The sequence below is a fragment of the Pseudomonas sp. COW5 genome, from assembly GCF_026240005.1.
GTDB lineage: Bacteria > Pseudomonadota > Gammaproteobacteria > Pseudomonadales > Pseudomonadaceae > Aquipseudomonas > Aquipseudomonas kribbensis.
In genome coordinates, this window is record NZ_JAPHVP010000001.1 from 5,521,358 (window position 1) to 5,546,170 (window position 24,813).

Here is a 24,813-nt window from a genome sequence, read left to right on the forward strand (position 1 = left end):
ATCACTCCTGAGCCAAAGCGGGTTGTTCGACAGGCGCGGGTTTACGGCGCAACCGCGACAGCACCCAGACAAAGCAGATCGGGACGAACAGCACACCCAGCAGCGTCGCGCTGAGCATCCCGCCGATCACGCCGGTACCGATTGCACGCTGACTCGCCGCCCCTGCCCCGGTGGCCAATGCCAGTGGCACCACACCGAGGATGAACGCCATGGAAGTCATGACGATCGGACGGAAGCGCAGCCGTGCGGCCTCGATAGCGGCGTCACGCAGGCTGTAGCCCTTCTCCCACAGTTCCTTGGCGAACTCGACGATAAGGATCGCGTTCTTCGCCGCCAGACCGATGATGGTGATCAGACCCACCTTGAAGTACACGTCGTTGGGCATGCCGGCGACCATCACCGCGAGTACCGCACCGATGGCACCAATCGGCACGATCAGCATCACCGTCAACGGAATCGCCCAGCTCTCGTAGAGCGCCACCAACAACAGGAACACCACCAGGATCGCCAGCGCGAACAGTTGGGTCGCCTGACCGCTGGAGACCTTTTCCTGATACGACAGCCCCGTCCATTCGTAGCTGAAACCCGCCGGCAACTGCGCGGCGATTCGCTCCATTTCCGCCATGGCCTCACCGGTGCTGTAGCCCGGCCCGGCGTCACCGACAATGCGGATCGACGGATAACCGTTGTAGCGCACCAGTTGCACCGGGCCTTCTTCCCAGTGCGTGGTGACGAAGGCGCTCAGCGGCACCAGATTGCCGGCGCTGTTGTGCACGTACAGTTTGAGCACGCTTTCCGGGGTCATCCGGTCGCCCTGCTCGGCCTGTACCACCACACGTTGCTGACGACCGGAGTTGGTGAAGTCGTTGATCACTTCGGAACCGAATGCGGCGGACAACGCACTGCTGATCGACTCGAAACTCACACCCAGGGTGCGCGCCTTGTCACGGTCGATCACTACGCGCAGCTGCGGCGATTCGGCCAGGCCTTCCATCATGGCGTAGAGGATTTTCGGGTTACCGTTGGCCTGACCGAGCACCTGGTCACGGGCGGCGAGCAAGGCTTCACGGCCCAGTCCGCCGCGATCCTGCAGACGCAGCGCAAAACCACCGGAGTTGCCCAAACCGTCAATCGGCGGCGGCGGCACCGCCATCACGGCACCGTCGTTGGTCACGGCAAATTGTTCGTTCAGCGCCATGACCTCGGCCATTGCCGATTGATCTTCGCCACGCAGCGACCAGTCCTTGAATACCGGGAATGCCAGCGCCGCGTTGTCGCCCATCCCGGAGAAGCTGAAGCCCGAGACCAGGAACATCGACTGCACCGCGTCACGGGAAGCGAGATAGCGTTCCAGTTGTTCGCCGGTCGCTTCGGTGCGGGTACGGGTCGCACCCGGCGGCAACTGGATGTCAACGATCATGTAGCCCTGGTCCTCCACCGGCACGAACGACTCCGGCAAGCGCAGGTAGAAGTAACCGAGCATCGCGATAATGCCCACATACACCAGCATCATCCGCCCGGCACGGGCGACCAGTCCGTTGTTGAGGATCGAGTAACGCTCGGTGAGCCGCGCAAAACCACGGTTGAAGGCGCCGAAGAAGCCGCGTTTTTCATGGTGCCCTTGAGGAATCGGCTTGAGCAGCGTGGCGCACAGCGCCGGCGTGAATGTCAGCGCGAGGAAACCCGAGAACAGGATCGACACTGCCAGCGACACGGAGAACTGCTGGTAAATCACACCCACCGAACCGGACATGAACGCCAGCGGCATGAACACCGCCGACAACACCAGGGTAATGCCGATGATCGCACCGGATACTTGCCCCATGGCTTTGATCGTGGCGTCGACCGGTGACAGCCCTTCTTCGGCCATGATCCGCTCGACGTTCTCCACCACCACGATGGCGTCGTCCACCAGAATGCCGATGGCGAGCACCATGCCGAACATGGTCATCATGTTCACCGAGAAGCCCAGCAGGTACATCATCACCAGCGTGCCGAGCAGGCACACCGGCACCACAATCGACGGAATCAGCGTGTAGCGGATGTTCTGCAGGAACAGGAACATCACCAGGAATACCAGCACCATCGCCTCGATCAGGGTGTGAATCACCTTCTCGATGGCGACGTCGACGAAACGCGAGGTGTCGTAGGGAACGGAATACTCCACGTCGTCCGGGAAGTACGCCGACAGTTCGGCCAGGCGTTCCTTGACGGCGGTCGCGGTCTGGATTGCGTTGGCGCCGGGAGACAACTGGATCGCGGCGGCCACGGCCGGTTTGCCGTTCAGGCGCGAGTTGAAGTTGTAGCTTTCCTGGCCGATTTCCACGCGGGCCACGTCGCCCAGTTTGACCGTCGAGCCGTCCTCGTTGGCCCGCAGAACGATACGTGCGAACTCTTGCGGATTATCCAGCGTGCCTTTCACCGCCAGGGTCGCGGTCAGTTCCTGCTGGCTGCTGCTCGGCGTGCTGCCGAAACTGCCGGCCGGCACCTGCACGTTTTGCCCGCGAATCGCGGTGCTCACGTCGTCGATGGACAGCCCGTAACCCACCAGTTTCTGCGGGTCGAGCCAGATGCGCATCGCGGCTTCGGAAGAGAAGAATTGCAGCTTGCCGACGCCCGGCACCCGACGCAGTTCGTTATTGATGTTGCGCGCGGCGTAGTCGCCCAGCGCGGTCGTGTCGGTGTGTTGAGTGCCCTCCTTATAGTTGAGCGCATAGATCAGCAGGAAACCGGCGCTGGCCTGCTCTACCTCCAGACCTTGGGTGAGCACGGCTTGCGGCATGCGCGATTCAGCCTTTTTCAGGCGGTTTTGCACGTCGACCTGAGCGAGCTGCGGATCAGTGCCCGGCTGAAACGTCACCGCAATTTCGGCGATGCCGTTGGAGTTGTTGGTCGACTCGAAATACAGCAGGTTCTTGGCGCCGTTGAGCGACTCTTCGATCACGCTGGTGACAGAGTCCACCAGCACTTTCGCCGAGGCACCGGGATAGGTGGCCGTGACTTTGATCTGCGGCGGCGCAACGTCGGGATACTGCGCCACCGGCAGCATCGGAATGACCAGCAGGCCGGCCAGAGAGATGAAGAGCGCCACCACCCAGGCAAAGTTCGGGCGCTTGATGAAAAACTTGGACATCGGGAAATCCTCGCGGCGACGGCGCCCTTATTGTTTCGACTCGGACGACTGAGCCACGGCCTGAGACTGACCCGGCACGACCTTGGCCCCCGGTTGCAGTCCGGCAAGACCACCGACGATCACTTGATCGCCCGCCTTCAAGCCTTCACTGATCTGCCAGCGCGAACCCTGCATGGCGCCGGTGACCACACTGCGCGCTTCGACCCGCTCGTCTGCGCCGACCACCATCACCTGAGCAGTGCCATCGCTGCCCCGTTGCACCGAACGTTGCGGCACGAGAATGGCCTGGCTGTCGGTGCCCTGTGGCGTGCGCACGCGGACGTACATGCCCGGCAACAGCACGCCATCGGTATTGGCAAACTTGCCGCGCAACGACACCTGCCCGGTGCCGCGATCCACGGCGACATCGGTAAACATCAGCGCGCCCTGACGCTCGTAATTAGTGCCGTCGACACGAATCGACAGTGCCTTGTTGTCGTCGGCGGAGAGTTTTCCGTCCTTGAGCGATTCGCGCAGACGCAGCGCGTCGGCAGCCGATTGGGTGAAGTCGACATAGACCGGATCCAGTTGCTGAATCCGCGCCATCAACGTCGCGTCCCCCTGCCCGACCAACGCCCCTTCGGTAACCAACGCACGGCCGACGCGGCCGGAAATCGGTGCCGTCACCGAGGCATAACCAAGGTTCAGCCGGGCGCTTTGCAGATCGGCCTGGGCCGAACGCGTGGCTGCCTGAGCGCTGCGCAGGTCAGCCATGGCGCTGTCGAAATCCTGTTGGCTGACTGCCTCGATCTTCACCAAGGGTTCATAACGCTTGACCCGGGCCTGAGCCTCAAGCGCAACGGACTGGGCGCGGGCCAGTTCACCTTCGGCCCGGGACAACGCGGCTTTGAGCGGTGCCGGATCGATCTGGAACAACAGATCCCCGGCTTTCACATCGGCGCCCTCTTCAAAACGCTTCTGCATCACGATGCCCGGCACACGAGCACGCACTTCCGCGACGCGCATTGGCTCCACCCTACCCGGCAGCTCCGACGTCAGCGCCAAAGGCTCGGTCTTCACCGCCACCACTTCTACCGGGCGTGCCACTTCCGCCACCGCCGCCTGTTCACTTGCCGGCCCACACCCGGCCAACGCAATGGCGACTGCCAGCGAACCCGCCATTCCTACCGCACGCAAATTGCCCATAACTCACCCAAGGCTTGATCGAATTTGGCGCGAATGCTACGTTTCAAATCCTAATGAGTCAATAATGTCTCATGTGAGTATTTTGTGAATCTTATATGAACACCGCTCAAGGCCTCTGATGAACTCGATTTCCCATGATGAACAGCTGCTCAAGTCGCTGACGCTGGCCGTGGCCAACCGGCCGCGGGCGACGATGAAGGAACTGGCGCAACAGGCAGGCGTGAGCAAGGCCACCCTGCACCGCTACTGCGGAACACGGGAAAACCTGACAGCCAAACTGGAGGAGCACGCCGAGGGCACGTTGAAGCTGATTATCGAAAACGCCGGCCTGCAGCACCTGGAACCACTTGAGGCGTTACGCCGATTGATCCGGGAACACCTCGCCCACCGCGAGCTGCTGGCCTTTCTGATGGCGCAATACCGCCCTGACTTCCTCGACCTGGAACAGGGTGGCAGGCGCTGGCTGTTTTACCTGGAGGCGCTGGACGGGTTCTTTTTGCGAGGCCAGCAGGCGGGGCTGTTTCGCATCGACATCACTGCGGCAATCTTCACCGAGTTGTTCGTATCGTTGGTCTACGGGCTGGTGGATGCCGAGCTGCGCGGGCGTGCGGCCCATGCCGATTCGGCACGGACGCTTGAGCGGATGTTTTTGAATGGGGTGCTGGCTGCTCGGCGCCTTTCTTGATCAGCCAAACAATTTACGGATCTCGGAAACCACCTGCATTGTTGCGTCTTCGATCGTGCCTTCATTACGGCACAAGACCCAGCCGTGATCGGCAGCCGCTTGCTCGAACATCTCCGTACACGCGACATGCTCCGCGTGCTTCTGAATCACCGTACCGCCCAGTCCTCTGGACCGTGCCTTTGCCCTGGTCCATGAAATATCCGGCGCGGTGACGACGCCGACATGCAGGTCTGGCACCTGCACGTTTCGCTCGATATTCAACCGGAGAATCTCTGCAAACGGGACGGTATGGCGAAACGCGGCGTCCGACGGATACCAGCGATCGATCAAGATAATGCTGCCCGGCGGTTGTTCAGTCAGCACGTGCCGGGAGATCCAGCGACGGCTATCAGCAAAGCGCTGACACACCGCCCACTCCAGATCCCGGGAGTGATTTCTGGCAAGTTCGTTGACGAGGGCCATGGTGGCACCCCGGTCCGGATCGCTTTTTCGCTCGCAAAGCCGGATGACTTTCTTGTTGTCGGCCCTCAGTACTGCCGTCACCGCTTCCAGTAATGTGGTTTTGCCGGTTCCTTTTGGCCCATCCAGAGAAACAAACAGCGAACGATTCATTTTTCACACAACAATTGAGGCATTGATGACCACTCTATCCTCATTTCTGCAATTCACTCAGCTCATCCCTGCCCTTTGCCTAAACTTGCTTCCCGATGATGTTCGCCAGACCTTTTGACTGCCAGGGAATCACATAAGGAGTCACCCCATGTCAAAGCTATACCCGAGTATCGATCCTGAAGGGTTGGTCGAGTACTCCGTGGTCTACACCGACCGCTCGCTCAACCACATGTCGCAGTCATTTCAGGCGGTGATGAAGAACATTTCCAGGACCCTGAAACAGGTCTACAACGCCGAGGCCGTTGCGGTGGTTCCGGGCAGCGGCACATTCGGCATGGAAGCGGTGGCGCGACAGTTCGCCACCGGCCAGCAATGCCTGGTGATACGCAATGGCTGGTTCAGTTATCGCTGGAGCCAGATCCTTGAGACGGGCAACATCCCGGCGGCGACTACGGTGCTGAAAGCCCGCCCGGTCGAAACCGGTCACCAGGCGGCTTATGCCCCGCCGCCTCTGGACGAAGTCCTGGCAGCCATTCGCACGCACAAGCCGCAGATTGTCTTCGCCCCCCACGTTGAAACCTCATCAGGGATTATCCTGCCCGACGAGTACCTGCGGGCCGTCGGCGACGCCGTGCATGCGGTGGGCGGGCTGTTCGTGCTGGATTGCATCGCTTCCGGCACGCTTTGGGTTGATATGCACAAATGCGCCGTCGACCTGCTGATCAGCGCACCGCAGAAAGGCTGGAGTGCCTCGCCTTGCTGCGCCCTGGTGATGTTTAGTTCCCTGGCCCTCGAGCGCATCGAGCACACGCAAAGCAGCAGCTTCGCCTGCGACTTGAAGAAGTGGCTGCAGATCATGCAGGCCTACGAACAGGGCGGACATGCCTACCATGCGACCATGCCCAGTGATTCCCTCGCGCGGTTCAACGACGTAATGAGCGAGACCCAAGCCTACGGTTTCGAAAAGGTCCGCGGCGAACAACAGGTTCTGGGTGACCGGGTGCGCGCCATGTTGACCGGCAAGGGCTTCAAAAGCGTGGCCGCAGCCGGGTTTCAGGCCCCAGGCGTGGTAGTGAGCTACACCGATGATGCCGATATCAAAAACGGCAAGAAATTTGCCAGCCATGGCCTGCAGATCGCTGCCGGGGTGCCGCTGCAATGCGACGAACCGGCTGACTTTCAGACCTTCCGTATCGGTCTGTTCGGGCTGGAAAAATTACACAACATCGAGCGTACGGTCAGCACGCTTGAGCAGGCACTGGATGAGGTGATAGCTCACTAAGTCCACTTCACGCCCGTAGCCAATAGTGTTCCCGCCGATCCTGTTCGGCGGGAACCATCAAGCCGCGAACAACCTGTCATAAATTCCATATCTGCTGGCAATTAAAAGACTTTCCCACCGTTTCAATAGTCCCTGAGGGCCCGCGAGGACAAGGCCAGCGTCGATTCGTCGCACCATTGAGCGCAAAAACCCCTTTCATTCTGAATTAGTGATTTAACTAGGTAGTTACCTAACTATATAATGCCCGCCTCATTTCAACGGGACATTCAACGTGAAGCAGAGTCAACGCCTCTCGGGCATATCAACATTCATTCTGGTCGGGCTTGGGGTGATCATCGCCCTGCTCGGCCTGGCACTGGCGGCTGGCGGTGTGAAATTGGTCAGTCTGGGAGGCTCCTGGTACTTCCTGGTGGGTGGTCTGGTCATGGCCCTGTCCGGTCTGCTGATCGCTCGCCGCAAGCCTGCCGGCGCCTGGCTGTTCGCAGCGTTTCTGGTCGGGACTGCGATCTGGGCAGTGAGCGACGCGGGCCTGGTGTTCTGGCCGGTGTTCTCGCGCCTGTTCATGTTCAGCGCCGTAGGTCTGGCGGTTGCGCTGGTCTACCCGATGCTGAAACGCGCCAATGGCGGCGTTGCGGGTCGCGGTGCTTACGGCGTTGCCGCTGTTCTGGCAGTTGGCCTGGCAGTCGCTGCCGGCAACATGTTCGTGGCGCACCCGACCGTCGCCCCTACCGGCACTGGCCCGGGCCTCACCCCGGTCGAGCCGGAAAAGGCGCAAAAAGACTGGGCACACTACGGCAACACCGAAGGCGGCAGCCGCTTCGCTGCGCTGGACCAGATCAACCGCAGCAACGTCGACAAGTTGAAAGTCGCGTGGACCTACCACACCGGCGACATCGCCGAGAGTGACGGCAACGGCGCTGAAGACCAGCTGACCCCGCTGCAGATCGGCAACAAGGTGTTCATCTGCACCCCGCATAACAACCTGATTGCGCTGGATGCCGACACCGGCAAGGAACTCTGGAAAAACGCGATCAACGCCAAGTCCAAAGTCTGGCAGCGTTGCCGAGGCATGGCCTATTTCGATGCCAGCGCAGCCGTCGCCAAACCGGCCAGCTCGCCAGTCACCGAAACCCCGGCCGCTCCTGCCGCCAACTGCACCCGCCGTCTGCTGACCAACACCATCGACGCCCGCCTGATCGCAGTCGATGCCGACACCGGCGAGTTCTGCCAGGGTTTCGGCAACAACGGCCAGGTTGATCTGAAGGCCGGTCTGGGTGATGTCCCGGACAGCTACTATCAACTGTCGTCCGCGCCACTGATGGCCGGCACCACCGTGGTCGTTGGCGGTCGCGTGGCAGATAACGTGCAGACCGACATGCCGGGCGGCGTGATCCGTGGTTTCGACGTGATGACCGGTGCGATGCGCTGGGCATTCGACCCGGGCAACCCGCAGGATAAAAAGGCCCCGGCCGATGGCAAAACCTATGTTCGCAGCACGCCGAACAGCTGGGCGCCGATGTCTTACGACCCGGCAACCAACACGGTCTTCCTGCCGATGGGCAGCTCGTCCACCGACATCTACGGTGTAGAGCGCAACAAACTCGATCACACCTACGGCGCTTCGATCCTGGCGCTGGACGCCAACAGCGGCGAAGAAAAGTGGGTCTACCAGACCGTGCACAACGACCTCTGGGACTTCGACCTGCCGATGCAGCCGAGCCTGATCGACTTCACCAAGGACGGCAAAACCGTACCTGCGCTGGTGATCGGCACCAAGGCCGGGCAGATCTACGTGCTGGATCGCGCCACCGGCAAGCCACTGACCGAAGTCAAAGAAGTACCGGTCAAGGCTTCGAACATCCCGAACGAACCGTACTCGCCAACCCAGCCGAAATCCGTGGGCATGCCGCAGATCGGTGCCCAGCACCTGACCGAATCGGACATGTGGGGCGCCACCCCGTATGACCAGCTGCTGTGCCGGATCGATTTCAAGTCGATGCGCTACGAAGGCCTGTACACCGCGCCGGGCACCGACAAGTCCCTGAGTTTCCCGGGTTCGCTGGGCGGCATGAACTGGGGCAGCATCTCCACTGACCCGGTGCACGGTTTCATCTTCGTCAACGACATGCGTCTGGGGCTGTGGATTCAGATGATCCCGTCGCAGAACAAAGGTCAGGCAACCTCCGGTGGCGAAGCGCTGAACACCGGCATGGGCGCCGTTCCGCTGAAAGGCACGCCATACGCGGTGAACAAGAACCGCTTCCTGTCGGTGGCCGGCATTCCGTGCCAGGCACCGCCGTTCGGCACCCTGACCGCGATCGACATGAAGACGCAGAAGGTCGCCTGGCAGGTTCCGGTCGGCACTGTCGAAGACACCGGTCCACTGGGCATCCGCATGCACCTGCCGATCAAGATCGGTCTGCCGACCCTCGGCGGCACCCTGTCGACTCAAGGTGGCCTGATCTTCATCGCCGGCACCCAGGACTTTTACCTGCGCGCCTACAACAGCGGCAACGGTGAAGAAATCTGGAAAGCCCGTCTGCCGGTCGGCAGCCAGGGTGGCCCGATGACGTACGTGTCGCCGAAAACCGGCAAGCAGTACGTGGTCATCACCGCCGGTGGTGCCCGTCAGTCGACCGATCGTGGCGACTACGTCATGGCTTACGCCCTGCCGTAAACCGCTGCGCCCTCCTTCATTTCACTGCGCGCGGCACCTTCGGGTGTCGCGCCGTTTCATGTTCCTGGCTCTGGATTTCAGCAATGTCATTCGTTGTTCGTTTTTCCCCCACTGGCGTACTGCTCGCACTTGCCTGCAGCACCGCCCTGCCCGCTTTCGCTGACACCGATTCGAATGTGTTCACCCGCAATACCCTGACCGGTGACTGGGGCGGCCTGCGTCACCAGCTCGACGAAGACGGCGTCAAGTTCACCGGCGACTACACCGGCGAAACCGCCTACAACGCCGACGGTGGCCTGCATCGCTCCGCCCGGTACTCACAAAACATCAAGCTCGGCGCGCAATTTGATCTGAGCAAAATCTATGGCGTGGACAACGCCGGCAAGGTCCAGCTGACCATCAACGACCGGCGCGGCAACAGCGCCTCGGAAGATCTGGTCGGCAACCGTCTGCCGATCCAGGAAAACTACGGCGGGCTCTACACCCGCCTCACCGAACTGAGTTACGAGCGCACGCTGTTCACGCCGGCGCTGAACGTCAAACTCGGCTACATGGCCATGGGCAACGACCTCGGCGGCCTCGACAGCGGCATTCTCTGCAACTTCATGAACGCCGGTTTCTGCGGTCACCCGTTGAACATGTCCGGCGGCAGCGGCTGGACCAACTACCCCAACGCGCACCTGGGTGTGCGGGTGAAATACGACCTGTCGCCGGAATGGCAACTTCGCGTGGCCGCGTTCAACGTCGACCCCGAAAGCAACGGCAACTCCAGCCGCGCCTGGCACCTGGGACCGAAACATACCACCGGCACCGTGGTGCCTGTCGAACTGGTCTACAAACATGCGGGCACCCTGCCTGGTGAATACAAGCTCGGTTATTACTACGACAGCTCCGACGTGAAACGCATCGGCAGCGACAAGGAAGTGTCCGGTCGCGGCGGCCATTACCTGCTGATCGATCAGGCCGTGTGGCGTTCGCCAACCTCCGAAGGCCGCAGCCTGCACGCCTTCGGTCAATACTCGGCAGCCAGCGAAGCGGCTTCGCCGTTCAGCAAGTGGTATGGCGCCGGCGTGGTGCTGTACAAACCGTTCGAAGGCCGCCCGCGTGACACCGTCGCCCTGGGTTACGGCCGCGCCGTGCAGAACCCGCGCAGCCGCGACGTGCAACAAGACGCCGCACTGGCCAACGGCACGCCACTTTCCAACCTCGACGGCGCCGAACAACTGATCGAACTCGGTTACGGTTACCAGGCCACTCCGTGGCTGACCCTGCGCCCGAACCTGCAGTACATCATCGAGCCGGGCGCGTTCTCCGGCCAGGACATCGACAATGCGCTGGTGGTGGGCCTACAGGTAAAAGCGGCGCTGTGACGTAGAGGCTGTCACCGCGCGGTCACCTTGCGCGCGGCGACACAAGTCTGGCTCAAATCGCTGGCCCAACCGTCGAGCACGCCTTTGACGTTCTCGGCGGTCATCACCTGTTTATCGTTTTCCAATGGCACGCCCGTGCCCTTGCGCACGACTTTCGCCACCACCTCGCCGGTCGATCCGTCCTCGATCGACACTTCCGTGGCGATCTCACTGTCCTGATCACGAATGCCGGCAGCGGTGCTCACGCCGGCCGCAACCAGCGTGATCGGCAGCCATTCGTAGTACCGCAGGCCCTGGGTGCTGGTGGCGACTTGCGTGATGGCGGGTCGCACAACCAGCGTGTTCGGGCCGGGCCCGGATGCCAGCGGCAGCGTTTTGCCCAGTTCCTGCCGGAGGGCTGCGTCGTAGTAGCGGGTCACGCCGGACAACGTGCTCTGCGGAATTCGCCCCGTGGGCTGAACCTGCGGATAAAACTGGCTCGGCGCCAGATACACCCGGGTGTAACGGCCGGTCGCCAACGCCGGGCTGACCCAGCTCAGAACCGTCTGCCCCGACGGCGTCTGCTGCTCTTTCAACATGCTGTAGTCGTTGAGAAACCCGGAATACATTTCCGGTTCGACTTTTTTGCTGCTGCAGGCCGACAGGCTCAATGTGGCGGCCAACAACAGCACCAGCGAATGACGGTTTCTCATCAATGCACTTCCCCAGCGGTCTGAATCTGGCCGAACGGGGTATTTTCAGAACACTCGATGCGCAACTGGCCGTGGGTCATGATCCAGTGGATGAATTCGGTCGTGGGGATGGAGTGGATGTATTCCACCCAATGACTGTCGGCCGGGCTGAAGCGCTCGAAGTAGCGGCGCATGACCAGTTGGCTTTGGTCCGGAACGATTCCCAGGCAGGTTTCCTGGAAAAAGATTGGCGCGTTGAGAACGCTACTAGTCGTGCGCTGGGTCAGGATCAACGGCCGCACGGCGCCGTGCCCCTGAGTGGAATAAGCGCTTTTCATATCCTTCATATGAACCCCCTTGGATGGAATGCCGGCAGAGTGCCCGAGGTTTTTTGCCCGAGGATGTCCGGCTGATGTCCGTCCGGAAGGAATGTTGCAGGATTGAAATAAATGACCCCGCGATCGAAATGGTTTTAGATGCCCTCTTTTGATTCATGGATCCTGCAAACGTGAGCAGACTGCTGATCGTCGACGACGACGTGGAAATTCTGTCCCTGCTGAAGAAGTTCTTCGTTCAGCACGCCTACGAAGTCGAAGTGGTAACGGATGGCCAGGCCATGTGGGCGGCCATTGACCGGGCGCGGCCGGACACGATCATTCTCGACCTGATGCTGCCGGGTGAAGGCGGTTTGAGCCTGTGCCAGAAAATCCGCGCGCAGATGGGGATCCCGATCATCATGCTGACGGCCATGGCCGAGCTGAGTGACCGGATTGTCGGTCTGGAACTGGGGGCCGACGATTACCTGACCAAACCCTTCGCGCCCCAGGAATTGCTGGCCCGGGTGCGTGCGCTGCAACGCCGCGCCGGCGAACACGGCCACCGCACCAGCGAGCCCGCACGCCCGGTCATGACCTTCGCCGGTTGGCACCTGGACATTACCTGTCGCGAGTTGCGCTCACCCGAGGGCGTGATGATCCCGATGTCCGGCGGTGAATTCGATCTGCTGCTGGTCTTTCTCGAGCATCCGCAACGGATCCTGACCCGTGAACAACTGATCGACCTGACCCACGGCCAGGGTCACGACGCCTTTGATCGCAGCATCGACGTGCAGGTCAGCCGCTTGCGGCGCAAGATCGAACCGGACAGTAAACGCCCGGACCTGATCCGCACCGTGCGCAATGGCGGCTACATGTTCACGGCCAAGGTCAGCCGCTCATGATCGGTCGAATCCTGCCGCGCGACACCCTCAGTCGCCGGATCGCCCTGACGATTGTCGCGGCCATGCTCGCCTCGCTGGCTTTCAATGCCCTGTTCGTGCAGGTGGCGGGCATCTGGGCCCGCCCGCCCATCGAACGCACCGGATTGCTCGAACGGATTGCTGCGAGTGCCCGCCTGATCGAGGCCGCCCCCGCCCAATTGCGCCCGCAACTGGCGAATGCCGCCAGCAGCCCGTCGCTTGAAGTGGTGTGGAACGCGCAACGCAGCGAATTCAAACTGCCTGGCGACGGCGCAGCGGTCGAGAGCTCGAAAATTCCGGCGCTGGAGCAATTGCTGGGCAGCCACCGGGAAATCGAAGTGTTCAACCCCGATGACTGGCCGCCAGGCAGTGCCCAGGCGCACTATGTCGCCCTCATCCCTTTGACCGATGGCAGCTGGCTGTCCTTCACGCCGCCGGAACGCAGCTGGGGCCTGACCCTGAACGCCCGGATCGCGGTGATTGCCTCCCTGGGCCTGATCGCCACCTTGCTGGTTGCCTGGATCGCCACCCGCCAACTGGCCAATCCGCTGCAACGCTTTGCCGGGGCCGCCAGGCGTTTTGGCGTCGACCTGAATGCACCGCCCATCGAGATTGAAGGGCCCCACGAAATCCGCCAGGCTATCATCGCCTTCAACGCGATGCAGGCGCAGATCCAGCATTTCATCGGCGAGCGCACGCATATGCTGGCTTCCATCTCCCATGATTTACGCGCGCCGTTGACCCGGATGCGCCTGCGCAGCGAATTCATGGAAGACCTGGACCATCAGCAGAAACTGATTCGCGACATCGAAGAGATGCAATCGATGATCAACGCCGCCCTGGCGTTTTTCCGCGAAGGTACACAGCTCGAGCAACCCACGGCGTTCGATCTGTCGGAACTGCTGCAAACCATCCTCGACGACTACCGCGACCAGCACATCCTCATCGACTTCAACGGCCCGGCCCACCTGGTCTACGACGGCCGGCCGCTGAGCCTGAAGCGGGTGATCGTCAACCTGCTGGAAAACGCCGTGAAATACGGCGAACGCCCGCGCATCGCACTCAGCCGCAACGCGCACTCGATCTGCATCGAAATCTGCGACGAAGGCCCGGGCATTCCCGAAGAGGCTCTACAACGGGTGTTCGACCCGTTCTTCCGCCTCGAAACCTCGCGCAACCGCGAAACCGGCGGCGTCGGGCTCGGCCTCTCGGCGGCCCGGGCGATCGTGCGTGAACAGGGCGGCGAACTGACCTTGAGCAATCGCAACGGCTCGGGACTGGTGGCGAGGGTCGAGTTGCCGGTGGTCGACTGACTCAGCACATCCGCTCAATCATTCAGAGGTGGTCCGCACGACAATCCGGCGACATTCCATTTACGCCGGTCACTGACACATGAAAGGTTTCTCGCCCTCGGGTATCACGCTGGCCTTGCTGTTGGGCGGCGTCGCCAACACAGCATTGGCCAGCGGTTTTCTGGACGACGCCAAGGGCGTAGTGCTCAGCCGCAATTTCTTCCTGAGCAACGACTATCGCTCGCCCTCGCCCAGCGGCAAGAACTACAAACAGGAATGGGCTCAGGGGTTTATCGGCACCTTCTCATCCGGTTTCACCGAAGGAGCACTAGGTTTTGGCCTCGACGCCCACGCTTTTTATGGTCTGAAACTGGACGGCGGCCGGGGACATTCAGGCACCGGTCTGTTGCCGGTAGACAGTGACGGTCGCAGCGAAAGCGACTATTCCAGCGCCGGCGGCGCCCTGAAATTGAAAGCCTCGCGCACCACCCTCGCCTTCGGCGAAATGACCGTCGAGACCCCGGTGTTCGACACCTCGGACAAACGCCTGCAACCAGAATACGCCACCGGATTCCTGCTCAACAGCCGTGAAATCGACAACGTCAATCTGGTGGCCGGGCATTTCACCGCGTTCAAGAATCAGGACAGCTCATCCGGCCAAGGCGATTTCCAGGGCTACGGCGCCAACACCAAGGCCGGCGGAATCAGCTTCATCGGCGCGGATCTGTTCAGCGACAGCCCGGTCGGCGGCGCGCTGTACGCGTCCGACCTCAGCGAAACCTGGCACCAGTACTACGCCAACCTGCATTTCAAACAGTCCGGCGTGCTGCTCGACGCCAACGTCTACCACACTCGTGATACCGGACAGGCACTGGCCGGGGAAATCGACAACACCGCGTTCAGTCTCTCGGGCAAATACGCCTTCGGCCCACACGCGGTGATGCTCGGCTGGCAACGCATCAACGGTGACACACCGTTCGATTTCGTCGGCGGCGATTCGATCTATCTGGCCAACTCGATCAAATACGCCGACTTCAACGGCGCCCACGAGCGCTCGTGGCAAGCCCGTTACGACCTCGATCTCGGCGCGTTCGGCATTCCCGGTCTGAATTTCATGACCCGCTACGTCTCCGGCAGCCACATCGACGGCACCCACGCGCCCAAGGGTGGCGCCTACAACCCGTTCGACCCGGACAGCGGCCAGTACCAGCCACAACAAGGGGACGGCGGCAAACATTGGGAGCGCGACATCGACCTGCGCTACATCGTCCAGTCCGGCGCGGCCAAGGATCTTTCCGTGCAACTGTCCCACGTCTCGCATCGGGCCAACAGCGCTCAGGCGGGCGATGACATTGACCGGATTTATGTGGTGATTCAGTACCCGTTGGGGTTCTGAATGCAGAAAAGTGGCGGAAGGCAGCCGGAGTCGAACCTGCCCGGGAACGGATGCCGTCCCCAACCGGGTTTGAAGCCCGGCCGCGCCACCGGGCGCGATTGCCTTCCTTGAACTCACTCGGCGCCGGGGTTGGCCAGCGCGTTGTCGAAGCGGATCTGCCGACCCTCGCCGAGACGCCGGGTCAGGCCGAGGCGGTCGAAGTATTCGAGGATCTGGATACTGCGTTTGCGTCCCAAGCCTAGCGCATCACGGAACGCCGTGACTTGAATCGGCGGATTTTCTTCACCCTGACGCAGTAGCACCGCCGCCATTTGCCGCAAGGTGATGTCAGTAAAGAACAAATCCCGCACCACCTGATGCATCACGCCGAGCCGCGCCAGTTTGCGCAGCAACAGCCGGACAGTGGCGTCCTCCTGGCCCACGGTTTTGGCCACGTCGCGTACCCACGGTGGGTCGAAACCGGCCTGTTCGAACAGCGGCTGCAACGCCTGCCACAGGGTTTCGTCGTCGGCATTCAGGCGCACCTGATGGTCCGGCAGGTGAAGCCAAGGGCCGCTGGCGGTGAGCGAACCGGCGCTGCGCAGTTCTTCCAGAAGACTAATGAAGGTCGAATGCTCGATGTTCAGGCCGCTGAAGCGCCGCAGACGATCACGGTCCGGGCCCATCTGGTCGGGCTCCAGTTCATGGAAGCGCGCCAGTTGCTCCAGCAAGGTGAACTTGAGAATGCCCCAGCGCTGGGCGTTGAACAGCACCTGGCCCTGACGGGTTTCGATCAGACGGACGTTGTCCGGTAGCGACCAGCTTTCACGCGGACGGTTGAACTGACGCTCCAGGCGCTGCGGATCAAGGCCGCTTTCGCTGTATTCCAGCAACGTCGGCAACGCGTGTTCAAGATCACTGCTGATCGCCAGCGCGCGCAATTGCGCCAGACGTCCGGGGCTTCGCCGTTGCCGGGCCGGGGCGAATGGGTCGAGTAACTGACCGCCGCCGAGCGTGCGCTGGGCGCTTGGGTCACGCAGGATCAGTCGATCGCCCTTCACGCCGTGCACCGGGGTGTTGGTCAGCAGTTGCGCGAGCATGCGCTCGCCCGGAAGCAGTCGTGGTCCTTCGAGCAGCGCCACACGGGCGATCACGTCCTGTGTGCCGAGGTGCAGATGCACGGGCTGAAAGTGTTCGAAGGTGCGCGTCTCATCGGGCAGCAGCTGGAAGTCGATGTCCAGACGTTGAGTCGGCGCGAACAGTGTCTCGGCGAGCAGCCATTGCCCGCGATGAATGTGCCCGAGTTCCAGGCGATCAGCGCTGATGTTCAGAGCTACACGCTGGCCGGCAAACGCCAGCTCTGCGGGTTGATTCTGCGCGTGCAGCCCCCTCACCCGCACTGTTTTGCCCGACGGTCCGAGGATCAGTCTGTCGCCCACCGCAACCATTCCCGACAGCGCCGTGCCCGTCACCACAATCCCGGCACCGGCGACGCTGAATGCCCGGTCGATGGCCAGACGAAACCCACCCTCGCGCCCCCGCTTCAACACTTCACCTTGCGCCTGCAGCAACGCTTGCCGCAGGGCCTCGACACCCTCACCCGTCAAGCTTGAAACCGCGAGCATCGGCGCGCCTGCAAACGGACCGGGCGCCAACAGATGTTCGATTTGCCGGCGAACCTCCACCAACCTGCCCGCCTCGACCCGATCAGCCTTGGTGATCGCCACCAGCGCCCGGGGAATGCCCAGCAACTCGACAATCGCCAGATGTTCGCGAGTCTGCGGCATCACGCCGTCATCCGCTGCCACCACCAGCAACACCAGATCGATGCCCTGGGCGCCGGCGAGCATGTTGTGGGTGAATTTCTCGTGGCCCGGCACGTCGATGAACCCGCTCAGCCCCGCTCCGGGGGCCAGTTCGGCATAGAGATAACCGAGATCGATGGTCATGCCCCGCTCGCGCTCCTGCGGGCGGCGGTCGCCGGATTGCCCGGTCAGGGCCTGAAGCAGCGAGGTCTTGCCGTGGTCGATGTGCCCGGCGGTGCCGACGATCATGTCTGCAACGGCCCGAGTTGCGCGAGCCACGCCGGCTCGTCGTCGAGTTGCCGCAGATCCAGCCACAGCGCGTCATCGTCGAGGCGTCCGAGCACCGGAATCGGCAATTCGCGCAGTGCGGTCTGCAGATTCAACAGCGAGCGCCCGCGCAGGCGTTTCGACACTTGAGGGCGGGCGCACAATGCTGCGCTCGGCAGCCGCGCCACCGGTTGGCTGCCGCTGCCGATCATGCCCAGGGTTTTCTCCGCCGTCACAGTCCAGGATACGCCGAGCACCTTGGCCAGTGCCGGTTGCAGACGATCGGCCTGGGCAAGGATGTCATCTTGTGGGCGGGTCAGCAGACGCAAGGTCGGTAACCGCTCGGCCAGCCGATCCGGATCGCGATAGAGCCCGAGCACCGCTTCCAGCGCGGCCAGCGTCATCTTGTCGACCCGCAAGGCGCGTTTCAGCGGGTTTTTCTTGATCTTCGCGATCAGATCCTTGCGCCCGACGATCACCCCGGCCTGCGGTCCGCCGAGCAGTTTGTCGCCGCTGAAGGTGACGATGTCCGCGCCATCGAGCAAGGCCTGACGCACCGTCGGCTCCGCCGGCAGGCCCCAGCGGGTCAGGTCCAGCAGGCTGCCGCTGCCGAGGTCTTCAAGCAGCGGCAAGCCATGCCGATGGGCCAAGTCGGCCAATTCGACTGTTGGCACCCGGGCGGTAAACCCTTCGATGCTGTAGTTGCTCGCATGCACGCGCATGATCAAACCGCTGCGCGGGCTGATCGCCGCTTCGTAATCCCGGGCGTGGGTGCGATTGGTGGTGCCGACCTCATGCAGGCGCACACCGGCGCGGGCCATGATGTCGGGGATGCGGAATGCGCCGCCGATTTCGATCAGTTCGCCACGGGATATGATGCCTTCCTTGCGCGCGCCGAGGCTGTTGAGCGTCAGCAGCACCGCCGCAGCATTGTTGTTGACCACGGTGACGGCTTCAGCGCCGGTCAATTCGCGGATCAGGCCTTCGATCAGGTCGTCGCGGTCGCCGCGTTTGCCGCTGTCCAGATCGAACTCCAGATTCAACGGATAACGGGCCGCCAGTTGCACCGCTTCGATGGCTTCTTCCGGCAACAGTGCACGACCAAGGTTGGTGTGCAAAACCGTTCCGGTCAGGTTGAACACCCGCCGCACCTGACTGCGCTGCTGTATCGAAAGACGTTCGGCGACCCGGCCGGCCAGTGCTTCCGGGCTGATTTCAATGGCGGACAACTGCCCCGCCACCACCGTTTCGCGCAAATCGTCCAGCAACTGGCGTAACGCCGCCAGCAGCGCCTCACGCCCGTGGCGTTCGACCAATGGCTGGAAGGCGATATGACGCAACAAACTGTCGATGGAAGGCAAACGCTGGGCAACACTGGCAGGCATCAGACGCTCCGGATAAAAAGCCGTTGCGCCAGAGTGTAGACGCTCTGCTTATTCGTCTCCGGGTGCCAGCAACAGATTCGGTGCCAGCCGCTGATAGCCGTCCTGGGCCAGGCGCATGTCCAGCAGCAGACTGCTCAAGTCTGCCGACAGCGCTTCGGCGTCCGCATCGTTTTCCAGATACAGCAGTTTCAGGTAGCTGTTACAACTTGGGCAGACCTCGGCCCGCAACGGCGCCTGATTGGCGGCGTGGCGATCATCCTCAAGACTCAGGTATTCCAGCCCCTTGCTCTGCTCGCAGTACACGCATTTGACCCGCACCACATGCCATTCACAGGCGCACAGCGAGCACACCAGATACCGCAAGCCGTTGTGCTTGCCACGATGGCGGATCACCCCGGCCATCGCCGGCGAACCACAGGCCGGGCACTGGCCGAGGCTGTTGCCGGGCGCCAGTTGCAGGTGCGGTGCACTGAGCAGCCAGTGGCTCCAGGCCGTTTGCAGTGCCGCGCCAAGAAACGGCACCAACGCCGCCGGCACCAGCGAATACTGGCCGCTGACCAGCGCCACCGCCCAGGCCCGCAACTGGCCGGCGCTGGCAACCCGCAAAGTCGTCACCGCATCGGCAACGGCGGGTTGTTCCGGTAAACCGTAACGTTGCAGCAAGGCATCCAGATACGCCTGCCAGCCGTCCTCGCGGATCAAGGCATCGGCGGCGAACGGCGGCATGCCGTGTTGCCGGCAGACCTCAAGCCGTTGCTCATCGATCGGCCCGGTCGAGGGCGGGTCGTCGAGGATCTGCTGCTGCGTGCGGCACAGTCCGGCGATCAGGCGCAGGTAGTCGGCCAGCGGATGGCCCGCCGCCAAACGTTCCAGACGTTCGGCGCGCAGCTGGAAAAGATTGTGCGGCGGCAAATACAGAAACGGCGGCGCACTGGCCGCCGCTTCGATTTCCCCGGGTTCAAGAATGGTCGGCAAATGTCAGCCCTTTTTGGTGACCGGTCGCTCTGGCGGATCCTGGGATTCCACTTCGCGATACCAGAGTGCGTGATGTTTTTTCGCCCAGGCGCGGCTGACCCAACCGTGCAGCATCGCGTCCACCGAGCCCTTGATCCAGATGCCGGCGTAGATGTGCACGATGATGCTCAGGATCAGTACAAACCCGGCCAATGCGTGCAGCAGCATCGCCCAGCGAATCGTGGTGATGCCGAAGTAATGACTGAAGTACGCGCGCCAGATCACCAGCCCCGTGAACAACAGCCCAAGCATGCACAGCAGTAAAGTCCAGAACAGCATCTTTTGCCCGGCGTTGTATTTGCCCACCGGCGGTACGGTCTCTTCGTCGTTGACCAGCACCCGGTCGATGCGCCGCAGCCACTTCCAGTCGTTGTCGATGAAGAAGTTCGAACGCCAGAAACGGAACACCAGGCCGAGGAAAAACACGAACATCAGCACGCCCATGAACGGGTGCAGGATCCGCGTCCACGGCCCGCCGCCGAACAGATTGGTCAGCCAGAACATCGACGGATGAAACAGCGCCAGTCCCGAAAGCCCGGCCATGAAGAACAGAATCGCCACCAGCCAGTGGTTGGTGCGCTGGTTGGCGGTGTAGCGCAGGATCGTCTTGTTGCTCATGGCCGGTCCTCCCCGCGTGGATCGAAGGTGTGCACCGCCGGGTCGACCACGTGGACCGAGGTGTCGGGCGGTTCCGGATGGTCATCCTCTTCGGTGCGGTTCGGGCCGATCCGCACATAGTGGAAGAACCCGGCCAGCACCGCCGCGCCCATGGCCAGCAGGCCCAGCGGTTTGCTGATGCCTTTCCACAGGCCCACCAGCGGGCTGATTGCCGGATTTTCCGGCAGGCCGGCGTAGATCTTCGGCGTGTCGGCATGATGCAGCACGTACATGACGTGAGTGCCGCCGACGCCTTCGGGATCGTAGAGACCAGCGTTGTCGAAGCCACGGCTCTTGAGGTCAACAATGCGTTCGGCGGCGTGGGTTTTCATGTCCTCTTTGCTGCCAAAGACAATCGCCCCGGTCGGGCAGGTTTTCACGCAGGCCGGCTCCAGCCCTACTGCCACCCGATCCGAACACAAGGTGCATTTGTAGGCCTTGTGGTCCTTCTGCGAGATGCGCGGAATGTTGAACGGGCAACCGGTGATGCAATAACCGCAACCGATGCAGTGGTCCTGATCGAAATCGACGATGCCGTTGGCGTGTTTGATGATCGCCCCCGGGCTCGGGCACGCCGCCAGACAACCGGGCTCGGCGCAGTGCATGCAGCCGTCCTTGCGGATCAGCCATTCGAGGTTGCCGGCGTCGGTTTCGTGCTCGGTGAAGCGCATCAGTGTCCACGACTCCGCGCTCAGATCCTGCGGGTTATCGTAGGTGCCATGGTTGTGGCCGACCTCGTCGCGCAGCTCGTTCCATTCTGAGCACGCGACCTGGCACGCCTTGCAGCCGATGCATTTGGTGGTGTCGATCAGCTTGGCGACTTCTTCCTGATTGCGCACCGAGGGTGCCGGCGTGGTGGTGGCCGAGCGGGCAATGATGTCTTGGCTGGCCATATCAGAGCTTCTCCACGTTGACCAGGAATGACTTGGATTCCGGGGTCTGTGTATTGCCATCGCCGAGGAACGGCACCAGGGTGTTGGTCAGATAGCCGTGACGCGTCAGGCCGGTGAAGCCCCAGTGCAGCGGGATGCCGATCTGATGCACGACCTGACCGTTGACCTGCAACGGCCGGATCCTTTTGGTCACCACCGCCACCGCTTCGATGAACCCGCGCTTGCAGCTGACCCGCACCCGGTCACCGGCAGCGATGCCCTTCTCTTTCGCCAGCACTTCGCCGATCTCCACGAATTGCTCCGGTTGGGCAATCGCATTCAACCGGCAATGCTTGCTCCAGAAGTGGAAATGCTCGGTGAGCCGGTAACTGGTGGCGGCGTACGGGTAATCCTTGGCCACGCCGAGGCTGTCCCACACCGAATCGAAGATCCGCGCCGCCGGGTTGCTGGTGGCTTTCTTGTTTTCGGGGTGCAGCGGGTTGATGCCGATCGGCGTTTCGAACGGCTCGTAGTGCTCGGGGAATGGCCCTTCGTTCATTTTGTCGACGGCGAAGAACCGCGCCACGCCTTCGGGGTTCATGATGAACGGGTTCATCCCGGCTTCCGGCGGCACGTCGGCCTTGTAGTCCGGTACGTCGGTGCCACCCCAGGCCTTGCCGTTCCACCACACCAGACGTTTTTTCGGGTCCCAGGGTTTGCCCTGCATGTCCGCCGAGGCACGGTTGTAGAGAATCCGCCGGTTGGCCGGCCAGGCCCACGCCCAACCCTGATGCTGATGCATGCCGTAAGGGTCGGCGTTGTCGCGCCGGGCCATCTGGTTGCCGGCCTCGGTCCAGCTGCCGCAGAAGATCCAGCAACCGGACGCGGTGCTGCCGTCATCCTTGAGCTGGGCGAAAGCGGCCAGTTGTGAATTGCCCTTGACCGCCGCGCCCGTGGCGTCGGTGAAGTCGGTAGTGGCGTAGCCGTTGACCTCCTTGGCGATTTCTTCCGGAGACGGCTCTTCGGGAACCTTGTATGGCCAGGAGAGTTTGAGGATCGGATCGGGATAAGCCCCGCCCTCGGTCTGGTAACGCTGACGCAGACGCATGAACAGCTCGGTCATGATCCGCACGTCGGTGCGGGACTCGCCCGGGCCGTCGGCGCCTTTCCAGTGCCATTGCAGCCAGCGACTGCTGTTGACCAGCGAGCCGTCCTCTTCGGCAAAGCAGGTGGTGGGCAGACGAATGACTTCGGTCTGGATGTCGGCGCTTTTCACATCGTTGTACGGCCCGACGTTTTCCCAGAACTGCGAGGTTTCAGTGGCCAGCGGGTCCATCACCACCAACCATTTCAGTTTGGCCAGCGCCGCCATCACCCGGTTCTTGTCCGGCAGTGCGGCAATCGGGTTGAAGCCCTGACACATGTAGCCGTTGACCTTGCCCTGTCCCATCAGGTCGAACACCTTGAGGATGTCGTAGTTGGGGATGTCGAGTTTCGGCAGATAGTCGTAGGCCCACTGGTTTTCGGCAGTCGCGTTGGCGCCGTACCAGGCTTTCATCAGGCTGACGTGGAACTTGCTGTAGTTCTGCCAGTAGGACAGTTGCCCCGGCCGCAACGGCAATTGCGTGCGTTTCTTGATGTAGCCGTTGTAGTCCTGCTCAGCGTCGGTGGGCAGAGTCAGGTAACCCGGCAACGAGTTCGACAGCAACCCGAGGTCGGTGAGACCCTGAATGTTCGAGTGCCCGCGCAAGGCGTTGACCCCACCGCCGGGCATGCCGACGTTGCCCAGCAATAGTTGCACCATCGCCGCGCTGCGGATGATCTGCGAGCCGATCGAGTGCTGGGTCCAGCCCAGCGCGTAGAGAATGGTCATGGTCTTGCCCGGCGTCGAGCAAGTGGCGATTTCCTCCCAGATTTTCTTCATCGCATCGACCGGCATGCCGCAGATCTGGCTCGCCAGGTCGATGTTGTAGCGGCTGTAATGCTGCTTCATCAGCTGATAGACGCAGCGCGGGTCCTGCAGGGTCGGGTCGACTTTGGCAAAGCCGTCCTCGCCCAGCTCGTAACCCCAGCTGGATTTGTCGGTGTAGCTGCGTTTGGCCGCGTCGTAACCGGTGAACAGCCCGTCCTCGAAGCCGAACCCGGCTTTGACGATGAACGACACGTCGGTGTAGTTGCGCACGTACTCGTGCTGGATCTTGTCCTCGGTCAGCAGGTAGTTGATCAGCCCGCCCATGAACGCGATGTCGCTGCCGGTGCGGATCGGCGCGTAGTAATCGGCCACGGAGGCGGTCCGGGTAAACCTTGGGTCGACCACAATCAGCCGCGCCGCGTTGTGCGCCTTGGCTTCGGTCACCCATTTGAAGCCGCATGGATGCGCTTCAGCGGAGTTGCCGCCCATCACCAGGATCAGATTCGCGTTGGCGATATCAGTCCAGGTGTTGGTCATGGCTCCACGGCCGTACGTCGGGGCAAGACTTGCCACCGTCGGGCCGTGTCAGACACGCGCCTGGTTATCGAACCCCAGCATGCCGAGACTGCGCACCACCTTATGGGTGATGTAACCCGCTTCGTTGGACGCCGCCGACGCTGCGAGGAACCCGGTGGTCAGCCAGCGGTTCACCGTCTGCCCCTGGGCGTTCTTCTCGACGAAATTGGCGTCGCGGTCGGCCTTCATCAGGTCGGCGACGCGGTCGAGGGCTTCGTCCCAGGTGATCCGGGTCCATTCGCTGCTGCCGGGCTTGCGCACCTGCGGGTACTGCAAACGGCCCGGGCTGTGAATGAAGTCCAGAAGGCCGGCGCCTTTCGGGCACAGGGTGCCGCGGTTGACCGGGTGGTCGGCGTCGCCCTCGATATGGATGATGTTTTGCGCAACGTTCTTCGCGGCATCGCCCTGGCTGTACATGATCAAGCCGCAACCGACCGAGCAATACGGGCAGGTGTTGCGGGTTTCATGGGTGTGGGCAAGCTTGAAGTGGCGCACCTGCTCGGCGAAGGCCAGCGTCGGGGCCATGCCCAACGCGCCCAGGCTAGAGCCTGCAAGGCCGATACCGGCGACCTTGAAGAACTGACGACGGCTGAGATCCATCGTGCACTCCTGATCAGGTGGAACCCGGTACTTGAGCCGGGTTTTTTCTGGACAATCACGGTGGCGGCAAGCGAGTGCCGACTTTTTCACTGTAGACAACGTCGCCGTGGTCTGTGTGAAAACCGACCGTCGGCCATTCGTCGGTCACAAGTTCGCGCCCGCAGGGGATGGAGGTTTATCATCGCCGGCACGACCCATCTCCGCCC

General features: G+C 62.1%; 18 protein-coding genes and 1 tRNA gene. 7 read left to right on the forward strand and 12 right to left on the reverse strand.

The features are described from left to right. Position 1 precedes the first annotated feature (1 nt). A complete protein-coding gene (locus OQ248_RS25215) occupies positions 2–3,133 on the reverse strand; it encodes an efflux RND transporter permease subunit (protein ID WP_265814448.1) in 3,132 nt (1,043 codons plus the stop codon). A 27-nt stretch (positions 3,134–3,160) separates the two neighbouring features. Beyond that, entirely contained in the window at positions 3,161–4,318 is a 1,158-nt protein-coding gene (locus OQ248_RS25220; RefSeq protein WP_265814449.1) for a MexC family multidrug efflux RND transporter periplasmic adaptor subunit, read from the reverse strand. 118 nt (positions 4,319–4,436) lie between these two features. On the opposite strand from OQ248_RS25220, the gene OQ248_RS25225 reads away from it, so the two are divergent. Then, positions 4,437–5,003, forward strand: a complete 567-nt coding sequence (locus tag OQ248_RS25225; protein WP_265814450.1) for a helix-turn-helix domain-containing protein — start codon at positions 4,437–4,439, stop codon at positions 5,001–5,003. Here the strand turns inward: OQ248_RS25225 and OQ248_RS25230 are convergent, their stop codons facing one another. Then, positions 5,004–5,615, reverse strand: a complete 612-nt coding sequence (locus OQ248_RS25230; RefSeq protein ID WP_265814451.1) for a dTMP kinase — start codon at positions 5,613–5,615, stop codon at positions 5,004–5,006. A 148-nt stretch (positions 5,616–5,763) separates the two neighbouring features. Here OQ248_RS25230 and OQ248_RS25235 point away from each other — a divergent pair, with 148 nt between their 5' ends. From OQ248_RS25235 to OQ248_RS25245, 3 genes are all read left to right on the forward strand, one after another. Then, positions 5,764–6,897, forward strand: a complete 1,134-nt coding sequence (locus OQ248_RS25235) for an aminotransferase class V-fold PLP-dependent enzyme (RefSeq protein WP_265814452.1) — start codon at positions 5,764–5,766, stop codon at positions 6,895–6,897. Positions 6,898–7,168: 271 nt separating this feature from the next. Then, on the forward strand, positions 7,169–9,574 hold the full coding sequence (locus OQ248_RS25240; RefSeq protein WP_265814453.1) for a glucose/quinate/shikimate family membrane-bound PQQ-dependent dehydrogenase: 2,406 nt from the start codon (positions 7,169–7,171) through the stop codon (positions 9,572–9,574). 83 nt (positions 9,575–9,657) lie between these two features. After that, entirely contained in the window at positions 9,658–10,944 is a 1,287-nt protein-coding gene (locus tag OQ248_RS25245) for a carbohydrate porin (protein ID WP_265814454.1), read from the forward strand. 11 nt (positions 10,945–10,955) lie between these two features. On the opposite strand, the gene OQ248_RS25250 is transcribed toward OQ248_RS25245, so the two are convergent. Together OQ248_RS25250 and OQ248_RS25255 are read right to left on the reverse strand one after the other, a co-directional pair. Then, positions 10,956–11,636, reverse strand: a complete 681-nt coding sequence (locus OQ248_RS25250; RefSeq protein ID WP_265814455.1) for a DUF3313 domain-containing protein — start codon at positions 11,634–11,636, stop codon at positions 10,956–10,958. Next, the gene (locus OQ248_RS25255) at positions 11,636–11,962 is read right to left on the reverse strand and encodes a hypothetical protein (protein WP_265814456.1); all 327 of its coding nucleotides are present in this window, start codon (positions 11,960–11,962) and stop codon (positions 11,636–11,638) included. The genes OQ248_RS25250 and OQ248_RS25255 overlap by 1 nt, the downstream gene beginning before the upstream one ends. 146 nt (positions 11,963–12,108) lie before the next feature. Between OQ248_RS25255 and OQ248_RS25260 the strand changes: the two genes are divergently transcribed. The 3 genes from OQ248_RS25260 (at position 12,109) to OQ248_RS25270 (ending at position 15,540) form a co-directional block, all read left to right on the forward strand. Continuing rightward, on the forward strand, positions 12,109–12,834 hold the full coding sequence (locus OQ248_RS25260; RefSeq protein ID WP_134826812.1) for a response regulator transcription factor: 726 nt from the start codon (positions 12,109–12,111) through the stop codon (positions 12,832–12,834). Further along, positions 12,831–14,165 carry an ATP-binding protein gene (locus tag OQ248_RS25265; protein WP_265814457.1) on the forward strand — a complete coding sequence of 445 codons (1,335 nt, stop codon included), beginning with the start codon at positions 12,831–12,833 and terminating at the stop codon, positions 14,163–14,165. The genes OQ248_RS25260 and OQ248_RS25265 overlap by 4 nt, the downstream gene beginning before the upstream one ends. Before the next feature lie 79 nt (positions 14,166–14,244). Continuing rightward, positions 14,245–15,540: an OprD family porin gene (locus OQ248_RS25270; RefSeq protein ID WP_265814458.1), complete on the forward strand. Its 1,296-nt coding sequence runs from the start codon at positions 14,245–14,247 to the stop codon at positions 15,538–15,540. 11 nt (positions 15,541–15,551) lie between these two features. Here the strand turns inward: OQ248_RS25270 and OQ248_RS25275 are convergent. The 7 genes from OQ248_RS25275 to fdnG form a co-directional block, all read right to left on the reverse strand. Beyond that, positions 15,552–15,647: transfer RNA gene (locus OQ248_RS25275), tRNA-Sec, on the reverse strand. A gap of 6 nt (positions 15,648–15,653) precedes the next feature. After that, positions 15,654–17,573, reverse strand: a complete 1,920-nt coding sequence (selB, locus tag OQ248_RS25280) for a selenocysteine-specific translation elongation factor (protein WP_265815146.1) — start codon at positions 17,571–17,573, stop codon at positions 15,654–15,656. Beyond that, positions 17,570–18,976, reverse strand: coding sequence for an L-seryl-tRNA(Sec) selenium transferase (gene selA / locus OQ248_RS25285; RefSeq protein WP_265814459.1), 1,407 nt, complete (start codon positions 18,974–18,976; stop codon positions 17,570–17,572). Before selA ends, selB begins: the two co-directional genes overlap by 4 nt. A gap of 48 nt (positions 18,977–19,024) precedes the next feature. After that, positions 19,025–19,951 carry a formate dehydrogenase accessory protein FdhE gene (fdhE, locus tag OQ248_RS25290; RefSeq protein ID WP_265814460.1) on the reverse strand — a complete coding sequence of 309 codons (927 nt, stop codon included), beginning with the start codon at positions 19,949–19,951 and terminating at the stop codon, positions 19,025–19,027. A 3-nt stretch (positions 19,952–19,954) separates the two neighbouring features. Further along, entirely contained in the window at positions 19,955–20,608 is a 654-nt protein-coding gene (locus tag OQ248_RS25295; RefSeq protein WP_114882931.1) for a formate dehydrogenase subunit gamma, read from the reverse strand. Beyond that, positions 20,605–21,540: a formate dehydrogenase subunit beta gene (gene fdxH, locus OQ248_RS25300; protein ID WP_114882929.1), complete on the reverse strand. Its 936-nt coding sequence runs from the start codon at positions 21,538–21,540 to the stop codon at positions 20,605–20,607. Before fdxH ends, OQ248_RS25295 begins: the two co-directional genes overlap by 4 nt. Position 21,541: 1 nt before the next feature. Beyond that, positions 21,542–24,607, reverse strand: a complete 3,066-nt coding sequence (fdnG, locus tag OQ248_RS25305; RefSeq protein WP_265814461.1) for a formate dehydrogenase-N subunit alpha — start codon at positions 24,605–24,607, stop codon at positions 21,542–21,544. Positions 24,608–24,813: the final 206 nt, after the last annotated feature.

What these genes read in the sequence shown, in the direction of transcription:
- OQ248_RS25215 (WP_265814448.1), bottom strand. Translation starts at nt 3,133, where the DNA reads ATGTCCAAGTTTTTCATCAAGCGCCCGAACTTTGCCTGGGTGGTGGCG.
- OQ248_RS25220 (WP_265814449.1), bottom strand. Translation starts at nt 4,318, where the DNA reads ATGGGCAATTTGCGTGCGGTAGGAATGGCGGGTTCGCTGGCAGTCGCC.
- OQ248_RS25225 (WP_265814450.1), top strand. Translation starts at nt 4,437, where the DNA reads ATGAACTCGATTTCCCATGATGAACAGCTGCTCAAGTCGCTGACGCTG.
- OQ248_RS25230 (WP_265814451.1), bottom strand. Translation starts at nt 5,615, where the DNA reads ATGAATCGTTCGCTGTTTGTTTCTCTGGATGGGCCAAAAGGAACCGGC.
- OQ248_RS25235 (WP_265814452.1), top strand. Translation starts at nt 5,764, where the DNA reads ATGTCAAAGCTATACCCGAGTATCGATCCTGAAGGGTTGGTCGAGTAC.
- OQ248_RS25245 (WP_265814454.1), top strand. Translation starts at nt 9,658, where the DNA reads ATGTCATTCGTTGTTCGTTTTTCCCCCACTGGCGTACTGCTCGCACTT.
- OQ248_RS25250 (WP_265814455.1), bottom strand. Translation starts at nt 11,636, where the DNA reads ATGAGAAACCGTCATTCGCTGGTGCTGTTGTTGGCCGCCACATTGAGC.
- OQ248_RS25255 (WP_265814456.1), bottom strand. Translation starts at nt 11,962, where the DNA reads ATGAAGGATATGAAAAGCGCTTATTCCACTCAGGGGCACGGCGCCGTG.
- OQ248_RS25260 (WP_134826812.1), top strand. Translation starts at nt 12,109, where the DNA reads ATGGATCCTGCAAACGTGAGCAGACTGCTGATCGTCGACGACGACGTG.
- OQ248_RS25265 (WP_265814457.1), top strand. Translation starts at nt 12,831, where the DNA reads ATGATCGGTCGAATCCTGCCGCGCGACACCCTCAGTCGCCGGATCGCC.
- OQ248_RS25270 (WP_265814458.1), top strand. Translation starts at nt 14,245, where the DNA reads ATGAAAGGTTTCTCGCCCTCGGGTATCACGCTGGCCTTGCTGTTGGGC.
- selB (WP_265815146.1), bottom strand. Translation starts at nt 17,573, where the DNA reads ATGATCGTCGGCACCGCCGGGCACATCGACCACGGCAAGACCTCGCTG.
- selA (WP_265814459.1), bottom strand. Translation starts at nt 18,976, where the DNA reads ATGCCTGCCAGTGTTGCCCAGCGTTTGCCTTCCATCGACAGTTTGTTG.
- OQ248_RS25295 (WP_114882931.1), bottom strand. Translation starts at nt 20,608, where the DNA reads ATGAGCAACAAGACGATCCTGCGCTACACCGCCAACCAGCGCACCAAC.
- fdxH (WP_114882929.1), bottom strand. Translation starts at nt 21,540, where the DNA reads ATGGCCAGCCAAGACATCATTGCCCGCTCGGCCACCACCACGCCGGCA.